Source organism: Flavobacterium sp. Sr18 (genome assembly GCF_011064265.1).
Lineage (GTDB): Bacteria > Bacteroidota > Bacteroidia > Flavobacteriales > Flavobacteriaceae > Flavobacterium > Flavobacterium petrolei.
In genome coordinates this window covers 3,682,364-3,698,511 of record NZ_CP049329.1, presented here as the reverse complement: position 1 = coordinate 3,698,511, position 16,148 = coordinate 3,682,364, and the positions used below count along the sequence as shown (strand labels likewise).

General features: G+C 33.7%; 10 protein-coding genes. 1 reads left to right on the top strand and 9 read right to left on the bottom strand.

Going from position 1 to position 16,148, the window contains the following annotated elements:
• Positions 1-537: 537 nt before the first annotated feature.
• Together G7A72_RS16130 and G7A72_RS16125 are read right to left on the bottom strand one after the other, a co-directional pair.
• A complete protein-coding gene (locus G7A72_RS16130; RefSeq protein WP_165153436.1) occupies positions 538-951 on the bottom strand; it encodes a response regulator in 414 nt (137 codons plus the stop codon).
• On the bottom strand, positions 945-4,004 hold the full coding sequence (locus G7A72_RS16125) for a PAS domain S-box protein (RefSeq protein WP_165153434.1): 3,060 nt from the start codon (positions 4,002-4,004) through the stop codon (positions 945-947). The genes G7A72_RS16130 and G7A72_RS16125 overlap by 7 nt, the downstream gene beginning before the upstream one ends.
• A 915-nt stretch (positions 4,005-4,919) precedes the next feature.
• On the opposite strand from G7A72_RS16125, the gene G7A72_RS16120 reads away from it, so the two are divergent.
• Entirely contained in the window at positions 4,920-5,210 is a 291-nt protein-coding gene (locus G7A72_RS16120; protein WP_165153432.1) for a hypothetical protein, read from the top strand.
• 313 nt (positions 5,211-5,523) lie between these two features.
• Here G7A72_RS16120 and G7A72_RS16115 read toward each other — a convergent pair whose 3' ends face one another.
• From G7A72_RS16115 to G7A72_RS16090, 7 genes are all read right to left on the bottom strand, one after another.
• A complete protein-coding gene (locus G7A72_RS16115; protein ID WP_165153430.1) occupies positions 5,524-5,757 on the bottom strand; it encodes a DUF1343 domain-containing protein in 234 nt (77 codons plus the stop codon).
• A 44-nt stretch (positions 5,758-5,801) separates the two neighbouring features.
• Complete coding sequence (locus G7A72_RS16110; RefSeq protein ID WP_165153428.1) at positions 5,802-7,106, bottom strand: serine hydrolase; 1,305 nt, start codon at positions 7,104-7,106, stop codon at positions 5,802-5,804.
• Between the two features lie 4 nt (positions 7,107-7,110).
• Positions 7,111-9,474, bottom strand: a complete 2,364-nt coding sequence (locus G7A72_RS16105; protein WP_305793609.1) for a beta-N-acetylhexosaminidase — start codon at positions 9,472-9,474, stop codon at positions 7,111-7,113.
• Between the two features lie 3 nt (positions 9,475-9,477).
• The gene (locus G7A72_RS16655; RefSeq protein WP_241258543.1) at positions 9,478-9,615 is read right to left on the bottom strand and encodes a hypothetical protein; all 138 of its coding nucleotides are present in this window, start codon (positions 9,613-9,615) and stop codon (positions 9,478-9,480) included.
• Positions 9,616-10,058: 443 nt separating this feature from the next.
• The gene (locus G7A72_RS16100; RefSeq protein WP_165153426.1) at positions 10,059-12,974 is read right to left on the bottom strand and encodes an FAD-binding and (Fe-S)-binding domain-containing protein; all 2,916 of its coding nucleotides are present in this window, start codon (positions 12,972-12,974) and stop codon (positions 10,059-10,061) included.
• 171 nt (positions 12,975-13,145) lie between these two features.
• A complete protein-coding gene (gene nagB, locus G7A72_RS16095; protein WP_165153424.1) occupies positions 13,146-15,071 on the bottom strand; it encodes a glucosamine-6-phosphate deaminase in 1,926 nt (641 codons plus the stop codon).
• 133 nt (positions 15,072-15,204) lie between these two features.
• Entirely contained in the window at positions 15,205-15,954 is a 750-nt protein-coding gene (locus G7A72_RS16090; protein ID WP_165153422.1) for a DeoR/GlpR family DNA-binding transcription regulator, read from the bottom strand.
• Positions 15,955-16,148: the final 194 nt, after the last annotated feature.

Sequence of the window (16,148 nt, the reverse complement as noted above, 5' to 3'; positions counted from 1 at the left end):
CTCCCTGTTTTTTTTTAAGAATTTTGGAAACTACTAAAGCTTATTTGTATGAGAGAATCCACAAATGCACAAGTGACGAAAGTAAGTCAATAAGATCATCTTAAAAAAAATTAGTCTACATTGTCGAGGATTATGCGGCGCTCCTTCAGTAGTTTTTAGTATTATAGCAGCAGCGTACAGGCACTCCCATCAAACAAAGGACAAAAAGAATGCACCAACGCCGTTATAAGCTAATTCTTAAAATTCGTCAAAAGAAATTGTGGTTAATCCTATTTCCTTTACTATTAATTATCGAGAAGGGCCTTACGAAAATAGGGTTCGTCAAGAATCGATTTTAAAGATTCCAATATTAGCTGCAAGACAGAAACTTTCTGTTTAAAAAAATATAGTATTCTTTACTATTTTATTAAACGTTTTAATTTTTAATTAAGGCATCGATTTGAATCGTGTTTTTGTGATTGTTTTTGATAAAGAATACTATTGAGAACTATACTTGCACGATAAAGTTTTCTTGTATTCGAAATGAAAATCAGGAATTTATTTTTGTTCAGACGAGATACTTTCAAGAAAATCTTTTGTAATCGTTTTAACTTGGAAAGCGACAATATTTAAATCGTCGTTTGCTCGTTTAATATCATTTTTATCTATTGAAGACGAGATAATATAAACTTTACAATATTTTTTTAAATCGGCAGATAGCTTGTCGTATTCCAACATAAATTCAAATCCTGACATTTGAGGCATATAAATATCTACAAAAATTATTTGAGGCAATTCATTAAAATTAACCTGATTTTCATTTAAAAACGTCAGTGCTTTGATGGCTGACGTATACTTGTCAATTTTGTCTCCAAAATTATTTTTTGTTATGATTTTAGAAGTAATATAGAGGTCAATAGTATTGTCATCAATAAGCATTACTCTTTGAAATTTTGATTTTAGGTCTAACATATTTTAAAATTTTTAAGCTTTATTTCGAAAGTTGTACCACTTCTTACTACTGAAAAGAAGTGGATGGATCCCTCTAATTTTTCGATTGTATCTTTTACAATATACAAACCAATTCCCGATCCTTCTGATCTACTTGAAATACGAAAAAACATGTCAAATATTTTATCTTGATGCTTTGTTGCAATTCCAATTCCGTTATCAGCTATTTTAAGTTGAAGCATTTCGTTTGTTACATTTCCTGTCACTTTAATAAATCTTTCAGTGTTGAAAGATTTATGATATTTAATTGCATTGGAAATAATGTTTTCAACTATTGTATTGAAGCCGAGCTTATCAGTAAAAAAAGTAAAATCCTCCTGAATATCAATTTCAAAATGAATGCCCTTAGCGTTGTCCATGTTTTGAAGAGAATCGACAATAGTCAAAATAGTTTTTTTTACTAGTATTTGTTCCGCATGTAAGCCTGTCCTTTTATTTTGTGAATAACTTAAAATTTTTCTGATAAATTCATCGAGACGGTTGATACTGCTCTTTATCATTTTAACATGTTCCAGTGTTTCAGGTTCTTTACTTTCGTCTTCAATGATTGAGATAAGTCCTTGAATTGAGGTTAGAGGGCTGCGCAAATCATGAGAAACGCTGTAGACAAAACGATCTAATTCTTTGTTCGTTTTGAGCAGTTCATTATTTTGTTTTTCAAGATTAATTTCTGCATTCTTACGTTCTGTGATATCGAATTTGGTAGCAACATATTGAAAAGGTGTCCCTTGTTCATTTAAAAAGGGTGTAATCGTTGTATCAAGCCAATGAAAGGTCCCATCCTTTGCTTTATTCTTTATTTCTCCTTTCCAAGTCTTACCATGACCTATAGTTGTCCACATATTGCTAAGGAATTCTTCCGAATGGTAACCGGCGCCAATAATTTCGCAATCTTGTCCGATTAATTCTTCTAGACTGTACTTAGTAATTTTGCAGAAATTTTCATTTGCATGTATGATTTTTCCTTTGTCATCTATAATTTCAACAATACTTGATTGATCTATTGCATATTTATAATCAGCTAACTCTTTGTTGCGCATCTCCAATGACTTGTGGGCCGCTTTGCTTTCAGTAAGATCCGTAAGCACATTCACGGCGCCTGTAACTTTCCCTAATTTATCAATGTAAGGAACGACATGAGGAACGACATGACGTTTTTCTCCATTAGCGCGCACGATAATACTTGCTAAGCCAGAAACTGTTCTGCCTTCTCTCAAGGCTATAGCCATGGAGGACGATTGTAAAGGTATTGAATTACCATCATGGTCTAAAATTTTCAAAAAGCCGCACAATAAATCATTTCCTACTTCAGGTTCTCTACCCCATAATGTAGCTGCTGCCTTATTGAAAAATGTTATTTTTCCGTCTGCATCGCAAGAGTAGGCTGCCACAGGCAACTCCCTTATTAGCTGCCCATAGAGTTTTTCGCTCTCTTCGATTTTTATACGTGACATTACCTGTTCAGTTACGTCTATTGCAAAAAATAAAATGCCATCAATTTTGTTGTCATTGTCACGATGCGCTTGATATAGAAAATTAAGATATTTATCCTCTAGGTTTCCGTCGCCCTTCGAATCGAATCTAAACAGTCTTTCATTAGCAGCGTAAGGATGCCCTGAAGTATAAACGGCATCTAAAACTTTAAAAACTCCCTGAAACTTTAATTCAGGCAACACCTCCATTACCGTCTTACCAATAATGTTTTGTTTGTTAATTAATTTTAAATATAATGGGTTTGCCAATTCAAATATATGATTGGGGCCTTTTAAGATTCCCATGCAGGAAGGGGCCTGATCGTAAATATCCAAAAATAGCTGCCTCTCTACTAGAAATGCCATTTCTAGCTTTTTTTTATGGGAGACGTCCTTCGCGGTACAATAAATTAATTTGTCATTTTCATCCCATTGCGCACTCAATATGATGTGTATAATGCTTCCATTTTTATGGATAATTCTGGTTTCGAATATCTTCACTGGATTACCATTCCTGACATCTTGCTCCATTGTAAAGGTACTTTCTTGATCTTCAATATGCAATAAATCGCTATATTTTTCACCAATTAGTTCATGGGATTCGTATCCTGTAATGCTTTTACAAGCGGAATTGATCCAAACAATTCTTTTTTCTTTATCAATAGAACATATTACATCCAATGATGCATCCAATATTTTTTGGAGTCCATTTAGTGCCTCTCCAATTTCTTTGGCAGTCTTTGATAATTCGTCGTTTTTTTTTTCCCAATCAGATAGATCACAAATTGTCAGTAAAATTCTTTTTCTTCCACAAGGATCTGCATAGACTATCGAATGCACTGTAGCAAGAAATTTACTGCCGTCTTTTCTCAATAAATGGAATTCACCTTTATACCTTTCTTTTTTTTGAATTTCTTTTCTATGTATCTCTAAATTAGCATTTGTGCCATTAATAAAACAAAATATATCTAACTTAGTAATTTCCGCTTCTGACAATTGAAACATTTTAGAGGCTGTATAATTGGTCGAAATAATAGTGCCATTCTTATCTGCAAGAATAATAGCTTCATAGGAGTTGTCAAGTTGGGCCTGAGAAAGCCCTTCTTCGTTATCTGATATAAGATTATTTGATTCTTTTTCTTTCGTTTTTTCAGAATTTTCTTTATAGATTCCCTGGCTTTCTTTTAGGGCTCTAGAAATTTTACGCGATAAACTTGAGATATTTTGTTTTAATACAATATCCGTGACGCCTTGTTTAATCAGTTCAATACAATCCTCTAATTCTATATTGTCTGTAATAAGAATAAAAGGAATTGTGGGATGTAATTTATTTCTTATTTGTAACGCCTCCTTTCCACAACTAAGCAGCAAAGAATATTCAGAGATAATAAGATCGGGAGTAGACTTTTGCAACGCGCTTTCAAACTCATCAATTAATTTGAAGCTTTCAATGCTGTAGTTGAAATTCAAATCGTTTATTTCTAGGGGAAACAAATCCATTTCAATTGAATTGTATTCTAGTAGTAATATTTTTATCATCATTTATTGAGAATGCTTTTGTGGTATTTAATTTTTATAAAAGTATGTTTATAAATGGCTAGATTATTATTTATAAAACTTTAATTAAAAATGTATTGTAAAAATTAATTCTAGATCTTGTAAATTTACCTTATTCTTTTCACATTAGAACCTTCATAGGTAAAAAGTCCAGTTATTGTAAAATAAACAAGTTAGTAGGAATAGATAAGTTGAAACTAAAATGAAAGGGAAAGAATTTTGTAACGAGAAAAGGATCTAGATTTATAAAATATAAAACAACAACACTAATAAATAGGTTATTCAGTGATTATAGATAAATTATTAAAAAAAACTATTTTTTTAAACGGTACTACCACAAATTTATACATAACGTAATCTTTGGGTATTTAGCGTTCTTTAATATAGGTGAACCAAAGTTTTTCTTGGTCAATAAAGATCTACCCTATTTCAAGATCCTTTTTTCATGAACAGTGGACATACTAACTTATCCCGGAGATTGAGTTAAGAATAGTGGAGGTAATTTTAATTTTTGAAACAGAGGCGCAAGATTTATAAACGAACTTTTAAAGAGAAAGTGGTACAATTGAGTTATGAAGAACATAACATTTCATAATTAGCTCGTGAGCTTGGTAGTAGTGCGCCAAAGCTATATAAATAGAAAAAAGAGGTCTAAGAGCATGGTCTACGCAGTTTTTCGGGTAACGGCACGATAAAGCAAACACCAGAGCAGGAATACATGGCTGAAATTGAAAGAAAACTCAAGGATGCAAAATTAGAACGCCGACATATTAAAAAAAGAAGTAGGCATTTTTTCCAAGAACGTTCGATGATTTATACTTTCTTCAAAAATATTGAAAAGATATTTCCGATTGAAAAGATGCTATTTCGGAATAGAAAATATTAAAAAAACCCATTCCAATGAAAACAATTAATGATGCCTTGGAGATGAGAAATTATATTCTAAAACAGCTCGAAAAAGCTACTAATTTTATTTCTGACCTGGAAAAGTTAAAAAAAACATTGAATATGGTAGTTGCTGGTGGTGGACCAACAGGTGTTGAAATTTCAGGGATGTCAGCTGAAATGCAAATGATAGTCTTTAGAAAAGATTATCCAGAATTTTATCAGGTACCGCTAAAAAGTCTTATTTATCTTGTAGACGGAAGCTCAAAATTATTGTCTCCAATGAGTCAAAAAGTCAAAGGATAATACCTATAACGCTTTGGAAAAGTTGGGCATAAAAATCATTTTAAATACTCAGGTTACAGATTACATAGAAAATCAGGTAATATTAAGTAATGGTCAAACTATATAAAGTGAAAATTTAATATGGACAGCAGGTGTTGCTTCTCAGATATTTGAAGGAATTAGCAAAGAATATTATGGAAGAGGCCGAAGATTAAAAGTTGATGCACATAACAACGTTGAACGACTTGAAAATGTATATGCGATTGGAGACACATGTATCCAAACATCAGATATGTATTATCCAGAGGGACATCCGCAGGTAGCACAAGTGGCATTACATCAAAGTGCAAATTTGGTCAAAAACTTTATTTATCTTTATTTTTTTTTCGACCAAAAAATCAACCAAATGGGTTTTATTGTCAAAAATCCCAGTTTGATTGGCTACAACAGCAATGTTTTTACCTTTCAAAAAAGACAAATATTCAGTATAATTCTCTACACCTGCTTTTATTTTTTGTGCAAAAGAAAATGTTGTAATTAATACGCAAATCAACATTAGTTTTTTCATAAAGTCAATCCTTTTTTTTGTTTATTCCCACTTATTTTGCTTTTTCAATTGTTTATTTGTTTCCAAATTTTTGAAGAAAAATCATCTTTATACATTAGTCTGTTGGTTCGAGAAGGATTTACACGATTGGTAAGAATAATCAAAAATTTATTGTTATTGGGATTCAAAAAGAAAAAAGTCCCTGTATAACCCGTATGCCCAAAATCACTTTTTTTATAAAAGGCATTAGGTTTCCGTTTATCAAAACCAAGCCCACGATAAATTCCTTTTTTGGTAAGAGGTGATTTTGTAAACATTGCAACAACCTTTGCTTTTAGAATTTGGTTTCCCTGATACTTCCCATAGTTTAGTAACATCTGACAAATTACCGAGATGGATGCGGCGTTTGCAAATAAGCCTGCGTTTCCAGAAACTCCTCCTAAAATGGCAGCAGCCTCATCGTGTACAAATCCCTTAATGGTATCTTTCCTAAAAAAATTGTCAATTTCGGTGGGTATTACATTTTCCTCAGAAGTCCATTTCAATGGATTGTATCCAATTTTTGAAATACCTAATTCGCTATAAATTTCTTTAGCCAGTTGATCCAGTGTTATACCCGTTTTTGCCTCCATCATTTGTTGTACAAGAATCAAATTCAAATCACTATACAAGTAGTTGCCACGAGGATTGGTATTAGCCAAAGCTACTCTTCCAAAAACCGTTTTATAAAACTCAGGATTTAACCACATATTTTTATAAATCTGAACATAATTCTCCTTTGGTTCAAAAGCAAGGTATTTTGTATCGTAAACTATGTTTTTATTTACATACATAACATCAAATGAATTAGGATAACCAGCCGATTGTTGATTGCTTAACAAAGGTGACCCATCGGTTGTAGACAGCAAGCTTTGATAAAAAGTAATCCCAGATTTTAGTCCACTAGTATGGGTTAGTAATTCAAAAAGGGTTAAATCGGCAATAGCCGTATTTTTGTAAACAGTAACTACCTCTCCTAATTTATCTTTCAAATTTATTTTATCCTCTCCAACCAAACGCATTGCTACAAGGGTGGCTCCTAAAACTTTAGACATAGAAGCCAAATCATATACATTATCTGTTTTTACTAATTGCTTTTTTGAGGTGTCATGGTAGCCATAGTTTTTTAATATAAAAACAGAATCTTTACTCCCCACAACAATCTGAGCTCCCGGAAAAAATCCTTTTTCCAGCGCGTTATTCATCATTGAATCGATGTAAACTTCCTTTTGTTTGGTATCGAAATATTTTTTTGAATTCTTTAGGGAGCGACAACCGATTCCCAAAGAAATCAAAAAAACAAGTGTGAGTCTAACTGTTATCTTTTTCATTTTTTTAAGGATTAATTCTCAAATCTTGGGCAGCCATAAGAGATTCGTTGTTTGTCCCTGTGATCATGATCCTAACTGCCTTTACTGGTTGTTTTGGATAAATTGATGCGTTTCCGTAATCAAAAACATTTCCTTTTTCAAAATCTACGCCGTTATATGAATATTCAACATAACCATCATTAACAATAAATCTTGGGTGGTGGGGAATTCCAGTTAACACATCAATTTTAGAAGAAGCAACAGGTTTTATGAAAGTGTATAAAATCCAGTCACCACTTACACATGGAACATCGGTACGCAAATAAGTCTCTATGTTATAATCCTCTAATTTTGAAAGTGGAAATTTAGGGTTTTCAGCCATTGAGGAAGTAACTTTTACCTCTGGTTCCTGATACGGTGAACAATTGAAATTTACCTTAGCAGAAGATTCTTTTGCTTCTTTATTATCAACAATAAAATCCAAACGATAATTGTTTTTTTCGTTGTAATTTTCAATCAAAAACCGCAGACGTGGTTTTGATTTCAGTGTTTTTTCTTCTGGATATGTTTGTATCAATTTATCATTTTCAAAAAGTGAAACTGTTCTAACGATCCCGCTAGTAGCTGCATCAGTTGTAGGATTGAAAGTTAGGTACCAAATCCCATTTTTATCAACATTTTCGGAAATATTCTCCGAAATAGTTAAAGTTTCTACTTGAGCCGTATTCCAGCTTGCAACTGGTAGTTTCTCTACTTTTACAGCTGGACTTGCTGAATCTTCATTAAAAAAAGTACAAAACCGGTATTTCTCGTAACTCTTTGTTTTAATTGGGTTTGTATATAAAGGCGAAAGTATTGTAGGTTCATTTCCTTGCGCATCATAGCGTACAACAGCCCCTTCATAAGGCTGTGTCACTGTAATGATCCCGCTTTTATAAGTTGCGGAAGGTGGAAAATCCCTAAAAGCAATTCCCATATTAACCAAACGCTGTAAATGACTATTTGTTAATCTTCCATAAAAATCATCCCAATTTTTATCTTCTTTTTTAGACCAAGCAATTTCTGATAAGGCACTAATTCTTGGATAACTTTGGTATTCCATAAATCGTGTCGGACGGTCAAGATACTCGCTCCATAAAGCACCTTGAACTCCTTTTATCAATTTTTGCTGCTCCGATGTTAGATCGCTTTCAGGAATGGGTTCAAACGAATAAACTCTTTTTGTATCTGTAATGGCGGCCCAGCGATGACCACGTTCATTTTCAGATTGCGCCATATCAAAATAAGTATATTGCCCCGGAATCATAACTGTTGGATGTCCTTTTTTAGCAGATTCTATTCCATAACCTATGCCTTGCCATGCAAAAATTTCTATATTCGGATTCATCTCTCCTCCTTTAAGTATTTCGTTCCAACCCGCAGTTTTTCTGTTATATTTTTCTACGATTTTTTCAACACGCTTAAAGAAATAATTCTGAAGTTGAAAAGTATCTGTATACCCTTCTTTTTCCATCAAAGCTCTACATTTTGCGCATTGTTCCCAATTAGCTCTATTAACTTCGTCTCCTGCAACATGGATGTATTCAAAAGGAAACATTTCCGTAAATTCTCTAATAATAGAATCTAAAATTTGATAATTTTCTTCACGACCTACACACCATACATTTTTCACTTCTCCTTGAACACTTTTTGTTTCCTGAGTTGTAACACAACCAATTTCTGGATAAGCAGCCGTAGCAGCACGAGAATGTCCCGGGATTTCAATTTCGGGCATAATAGAAACTCCACGATCTGAGGCATAGGCCACCATTTCTTTGATGTCGTCTTGAGTATAATAACCACCATACCGCTTATTTCCGGAACCGTATGATGGTAACAATACTTCTCCTGGGCCTCTCCAAGCTCCTTTTAAAGTCAAATCTGGCATTGATTTGATTTCGGCTCTCCAACCATTATCATCTGTAAGATGCCAATGAAAAATATTCATTTTATGTGCTGCCAGCCAATCAATATAATTTTTGACCGTTTGTTTATCAAAAAACTGTCTTGAAACGTCAAGCATCATTCCACGCCATTCAAAACGAGGATAATCTTCTATTTTTACGACTGGAATTGTTCCTTTTTGCACCTCTTTTGCGGAGCAGATTTGTAATAAGGTTTGAAAACCATTCAGAACTCCGTTTGGAGATTTTCCTTTTACACGAACTCCTTTTTTAGTTACGATCAATTCATAACCATCATTTGGAAGATCTATTTTTTCATCTACCAGAAATACTATTGCATTTTTTTTATGCTTGTTTCCAATAGAGACTATCGGAACAATACTTGTATTTTTTAAAAAATTGCTTACTATATAATCGGTACTTTTCTGTAATTTTTTATCAACAATAATTTACAACGATGAAGGAATTACAAACACTTCTTCTTTTTGTTCTATTTTTACGGGCTTTGGAATTATATCTAGTTTCTGAGCTTGTAACGCATTCAAGGAACTCAAGAAAACTGCAAGTAGTAGCATACTTTTTTTCATCTTTTTATCTTTACTATTTTATTATAAATTCTAATGGGATGCTTTCGGTTTGTGTTTGCCTCAAAGCTGTAATGTCATAAATGCTATTTTTAAATTTGCCTGTAAAAGAAACTAATTCATCGATTGTATACCTTTCATATTTAAAATTCGCATCGATTATACTAACAAATTACGAACCTGTATAATTTCTGTCAATACTACTCTCTGTAAAACTATATTTATCAACCAGTCCTCAAACCCCTTTAAAAATTTTTATCCCAGTTGCATAATTTCCGCTAGAACCATGAATGAAATAAACAACTAATGTTTTTTTGCCTTGTATATTTATCGGAAACTATTAAACATTCTTATATTTTTTTATAGAAACGTAGCATGGCTCACGTAAAACACTTAAAAAAACCACACAAAATAGGCAAGACAAAATCAAATTAAATTCGAAAAACTTATTTCAAAAAACTCCTTAAAATGGTCACCGGATGCAACGCTTTTCTGCTCGTTCCATCAAAAATCTGGTGGCGACAACTCGTGCCGGCTGCTGCAATAGCTGTCGTTGGTTCAGTGGCTCTAATTTTTGGAAACAACGTATCTTCTCCCATTTGCATGCTGATTTCATAATGTTCTTTTTCATATCCAAAAGAACCTGCCATACCGCAACATCCTGAATTATAAATAGTAACCGAACTGTTTTTGGGTACATTCAACATCGCAAAAGTCGCTTCCATCGTACTCAATGACTTTTGATGGCAATGTCCGTGAATTTTTATTGTTTTCTCTTCTTCAGAAAATTGCTCTGCATGAATTTTACCTTTAGTAATTTCATTTTTGAAAAACTCTTCAATCGTAAATACATTTTTGGCTAATTTTTCGGCACCTTCTTTATCGTCAGCCAATCGAATGTATTCGTCCCTAAAGGTCAATATTGCCGAAGGTTCTATTCCTATCAAAGGAAAATCAGCAGTACTATAATTCGAGAAAATTTCAACATTTATATTCGCAATTGCTTTTGCTTCTTCAAGAAACCCTTTCGAGATAAAAGCTCTTCCGCTTTCTTCATGATCCACCAGAATTACTTCGTATCCTAATGCTGTCAATAATTCATATGCATCAATTCCAACCGAAACGTCATAATAATTAGTGAATTCATCACAAAACAAACATACTTTTCCGTTGACAAAAGAATCACTTGGCGCCTGATTCCAATTTTTCTCGTACCATTTTCTAAACGTCTTTGGGGCCAAAAGCGGTACTTCTCTTTTTGGAGCAATTCCCATGCTTTTTTTCACCAAAGGCAAATTCACCATGAAATTCGTAAACTTTGGAGTGATACTTCCCAATCCATTCAGTTTAGCATTAAAAGCAAATATTTTATTGCGCCATGAAAATCCATTTGCTTTTTGATATTGGTACAAAAACTCCGATTTCAAAGCCGCTACATCCACATTACTGGGACATTCGCTGGCACAAGCTTTACAACTCACACACAACTCAAATACTTTATACAATTCTTCATGGTCGAATTTGTTGTCTTTCTCTGAATGTGTAAGGTATTCCCGCAGCGCATTAGCTCTGGCGCGAGTCGTATCTTTTTCATTTCGGGTAGCGCGATAACTGGGACACAAAGTTCCGCCAGCCGAAGGTAATTTTCTGCAATCACCGGAGCCATTGCATTTTTCCGCGGCACGCAAAATTCCCATACTATCCGAAAAATTCTGAATTGTTTGTATTTCCGGTTCCAATCTTCCTGCTTCCACCCGGAGGTTTTCATCCATTTTGAAAGCGTTTACAATTTTCCCTACATTCAAAATGGTATTAGGATCAAAGGCATGTTTGATTCTTTTTAATAATTCATAATTCTTATCCCCAATCATAAAGGGCAAAAACTCGCCTCGTACAATTCCATCTCCGTGCTCCCCACTCAGCGAACCTCTATACTTTTTTACCAAAATAGCGACTTCGGTTGCGATGTTTCTAAATTGGTGTAATCCATCTGTTGTTTTTAAGTTTAAAACTGGTCGCAAATGCAATTCTCCGGCACCTGCATGCGCATAATAAATCGCGCTCTGACCATGGCGTTCCATCATGGCGGAGAATTCGGCAATATAATTGGGTAAATCACTCAACTCAACTGCGGTATCTTCAATAGAATCTGCCGCTTTATTATCACCAACAATACTTCCTAAAAGTCCGAGACCTGCTTTTCGCAACTCATTTATTTTATCAATATCTGCTCCGTAAATTTTGGGCAAAGCATACCCAAAATTGTTTCTTTCCAAATCGGCTATTAAATCATTAGCTTGTCTTTCGGCATCCTCCATACTATGATGCGAAGCAACTTCGAGCATGATAACTGCTTTTGGTTCGCCTTGAATAAAAAATCTATTTTTGGCTTGTTCCCGGTTGGTTTTGGTACAATTCAATATTGTATCATCCATCATTTCGCAGCTATACAAATGATGTTTCATCGCGGTTACAACGGCTTCTAAACTTTCCTGAATCGTATGAAAATGCGCTACCACCATAACATTATATGTTGGCGGTACATGATCTGCTTTTAACGTAATTTCCGTGGTAAAAGCTAGCGTTCCTTCGCTTCCGCAAAGGAGTTTCCCTAAATTTATAGTATTTTCGGTTCCTCCAAAAAGTTCCGATTTCAATAATAAATCAATTGCGTATCCCGTATTTCGTCTGTGGATTTCAGGTTTTGGAAATTCTTTTATAATCTCTTTTTGGTTTTCTGTATTCGAAAGTTCCTCATAAATGGTTTTGTAAATAGAACTTTCAAGCGTGTTTCCTTTTGTTTTTTCAATGAATTCCGCCGAAGTCAGTTCTTTAAATACTGCCAAAGTCCCATCACTCAAAATCGCTTTGATTTCCACTATTTTATCGCGGGTCACTCCGTACCTAATAGAAGTAGTTCCCGACGAATTATTGCCTACCATCCCTCCTATCATACAGCGATTTGAGGTTGAAGTATTGGGGCCAAAAAATAATCCGTGTTCTTTTAAATACAAATTCAGTTCATCCCGAATTACTCCCGGCTGCACGGTAACCGTTTTTTTTGCAGAATCAAAAGCGACAATCTTAGTAAAATGTTTTGAAACGTCTACAATTATTCCATTACCTACTGTTTGACCAGCTAAGGAAGTTCCAACAGTTCTGGGCGTAATTGAAATTTTATTTTTTGCTGCAAAGCGAATAATTTTAACAATATCATCCTCTGATTTTGGAATCGCTACAGTAACTGGCATAATTCGATACGCGGAAGCATCTGTAGCGTACAATGTTTTATGGAGATCATCATAAAAAAGTGTTCCTTCTAATGACTGGGATAATTCTTGTAATTGAGGAGATATTGACATGTATTGGAGTAAATTGCTGTTATTTCTAAAAATATAAAATATCTCACATTCTGATTGATACTTTTCGCAAAAAACTTAGTCCACTATTAATTTCAAACAGCTGACGGCTCTTGCGAAAAGTAATATCTAAATTTAAATTCATCCTTTAAACATTTAGGACTTTTAATTTTTCTAATAATTAAAACGTTTGAAAGCCTCAATCGCCTCATATTCTGCAAGACCTAAATCATCATATAGTTTTGCTGTATTTTTATTACGCTCCTCAGCTCTTACCCAGAATTCTCTAGAATCGTTTCCTTGAAACATCACTCTATCTTTTTGAGATTGATGGTACAAAATGGCATGTCTTTTAATCGTTACTTCGTCTGGACTCAAAGGTACAGCCATATCTATCTCGTGAATATCCCATTCATGCCAAGCACCTCTGTACAACCACAACCAACAATCATTCATGTAAGATTCTGATTTTAACTGTTTCATTGCCTCGAATATAGCATTCAAACATACTTCATGAGTGCCGTGCGGATCTGCCAAATCTCCAGCAGCAAAAACTTGATGAGGCTTTATTTTGGTAATAATATCTTTCACGATAGCAATATCATCCAAACCTAAAGGGTTTTTCTTTATTTGCCCCGTTTCGTAAAAAGGTAGGTCTAAAAAATGCGTTTTTTCATCTTTTAAACCTATGTATCTGGTAGCAGCATACGATTCACGTCGTCTTATAAGCCCTTTTAATTTTCGAACTTCCAAAGAATCAACTTGGTTTTCGGTCTTATTATTTAGAAAATTAATAACAGATGAAAAATTAATTTCACTGTTCTCCTTACCGATAAAATCACGACATACTTCAGCAAATTTTAATGCTTCATCATCCGTAACTGCTATGTTTCCGGAAGTTTGATACACAACATGTACGTCATGTCCTTGTTTTATTAATTTAGAAAATGTTCCTCCCATAGAAATTACATCATCATCTGGATGTGGACTAAAAAGAATAACTCTTTTTTTGGCAGGATTAGCTCTTTCGGGTCTGTGAGAATCATCAGTATTGGGTTTTCCTCCCGGCCAGCCCGTTATGGTATGCTGTAAAACATTAAACATATTAATATTCAAATCATAAGCAGAACCTTCTTGTGCTAAAAGATCTGACATACCATTATTATTGTAATCCCTGTCGGTAAGTTTTAATATGGATTGTTTGGTTTCTTTGCAAAGCCAAATAATCGCTTTACTTTTTAATTCTTGTGTCCAAACACATTGACCAACGAGCCATGGTGTTTCAAATCTTGTTAATTCAGAAGCCGCAAATTGATCTAAAACAAAGGTAGCATTAGAATGATTCTGTAAAAAAGTCGCAGGAACTTCTGACGATATTTCGCCTTGAATTGTTCTTTTAATAACAGCCGCTTTATTTTGACCCCAAGCCATCAAAACAATTCTTTTAGACTTAAGAATCGTTGAAACTCCCATGGTAATCGCTCTTTTAGGAACGTTATCAATACCATTAAAATCCGAAGAAGCATCGACTCTGGTAATGTGGTCTAATGTTATAATTCTGGTTCCGGAGTTAATGTGAGAACCAGGCTCATTGAAACCTACGTGTCCGGTACGACCAATTCCTAAGAGCTGAAAATCAATTCCTCCTGCATTTTTTATTTTTGTTTCGTAATCAATGCAATATTGATTCAACTGTTCTAATACAACTGTTCCATCTGGAATATTGATATTTTCCGGTTTAATATCAATATAATTAAACAGATGCTGATGCATAAAGTAATGATAACTTTGGCGGTTTTCTTTTGTCATCGGATAATATTCATCCAGATTGAAAGTGATAACATTATTAAAACTAAGTCCATCCTCTTTATACATTCGAACCAATTCCTCATATACTTTTATAGGTGAAGAACCTGTCGCCAAGCCAAGTACACATGGTTGATTTTCGGCTTGTTTCGATTTAACTAATGCTGCAATTTCTTGAGCAACGACCTTTGAAGCTTCTACAGAACTTTTAAAAATCACATTATGATTTTTTTCAAATCGAGTTTCTTCAAATTTTCCAGGTATGTCGTAAGTCAAAGAAGTATTTGTTTTCATACTATATTTTTTGGTTAAATAATAAGTTTAACAAATATAAACAAAAAACAAAACGAATATTTTATTTTGCGTTATTTAACAAAAAACAAAATTCAATAACGCAAAATAATGCAATTTATGATTAAAATGTAAATTATAAGATAAGAACTCCTAACTTTCTATATTCTTCCAATCTTGAATCTGCTGGATCCAAATCCGTAACAATACAATCTAACTGATTGATATCACATACAATATGTGGCATTTTAGTATTTAATTTATTAGAAGAGAACATAGAAATCACTTTGTCAGAGGAGTCAATCATTGCTTTTTTGACGATAGAAACTTCATAGCCCACTTCTGTCAAACCCTGTTTCACATTAATACTACTGGCACCAATAAAGCAAATATCTGCTTTTATCTTTGACAAAACTTGAATCACATCCATTCCTATGGTAACCATTGCATTTTTTTGCATTTTTCCACCAATAAATATTAAATCTATATTGGGATGCTGCGATAATTGCATCGCTATAGGCAAACTATACGTATAGATAGTAGCTTTTAAATCCGAAGGAATCAATTTTGCAAAAACCAAATTCGTACTTCCTCCACTCATTATAATTACCTGTTCATCATGTAACAAAGACAATGCTTTAGAGACAATTTTTCTCTTTTCTTCCTCAGCCGTTATGACAATATCGAAAACATCACTAGGTTTTTCGACTGTCAATATCGCCCCTCCATAAACCTTCTTGAGTAAATTCTTGTCATCTAAATCATTTAAATCTCTTCGTATGGTATCTTCTGACAAATCAAGATCTAAAGCCAAATCAGCCGTAATGACCTTCTGATCTTCAATAAGTTTAGTCATTATATATTTATGTCGTTCGGCTTTCAGCATCTTTATAAATTAAAAATTCAGGACAAATATATCAAATAATTCCATTTAAAAGTAGAGCAATACGACCAACTGTAATAGAGCACCTCGTCAAAATCATTAATTTACAAACATAAAGCCTGTTTTTAAAACAAATATGCATTTTTTTGCGTTATTTAGTTTATTTTTAAAAAAAATATGACTAAATATTGCATTTA

What these genes read in the sequence shown, in the direction of transcription:
- G7A72_RS16090 (WP_165153422.1), bottom strand. Translation starts at nt 15,954, where the DNA reads ATGCTGAAAGCCGAACGACATAAATATATAATGACTAAACTTATTGAA.
- nagB (WP_165153424.1), bottom strand. Translation starts at nt 15,071, where the DNA reads ATGAAAACAAATACTTCTTTGACTTACGACATACCTGGAAAATTTGAA.
- G7A72_RS16125 (WP_165153434.1), bottom strand. Translation starts at nt 4,004, where the DNA reads ATGATGATAAAAATATTACTACTAGAATACAATTCAATTGAAATGGAT.
- G7A72_RS16100 (WP_165153426.1), bottom strand. Translation starts at nt 12,974, where the DNA reads ATGTCAATATCTCCTCAATTACAAGAATTATCCCAGTCATTAGAAGGA.
- G7A72_RS16120 (WP_165153432.1), top strand. Translation starts at nt 4,920, where the DNA reads ATGAAAACAATTAATGATGCCTTGGAGATGAGAAATTATATTCTAAAA.
- G7A72_RS16115 (WP_165153430.1), bottom strand. Translation starts at nt 5,757, where the DNA reads ATGAAAAAACTAATGTTGATTTGCGTATTAATTACAACATTTTCTTTT.
- G7A72_RS16110 (WP_165153428.1), bottom strand. Translation starts at nt 7,106, where the DNA reads ATGAAAAAGATAACAGTTAGACTCACACTTGTTTTTTTGATTTCTTTG.
- G7A72_RS16655 (WP_241258543.1), bottom strand. Translation starts at nt 9,615, where the DNA reads ATGAAAAAAAGTATGCTACTACTTGCAGTTTTCTTGAGTTCCTTGAAT.
- G7A72_RS16130 (WP_165153436.1), bottom strand. Translation starts at nt 951, where the DNA reads ATGTTAGACCTAAAATCAAAATTTCAAAGAGTAATGCTTATTGATGAC.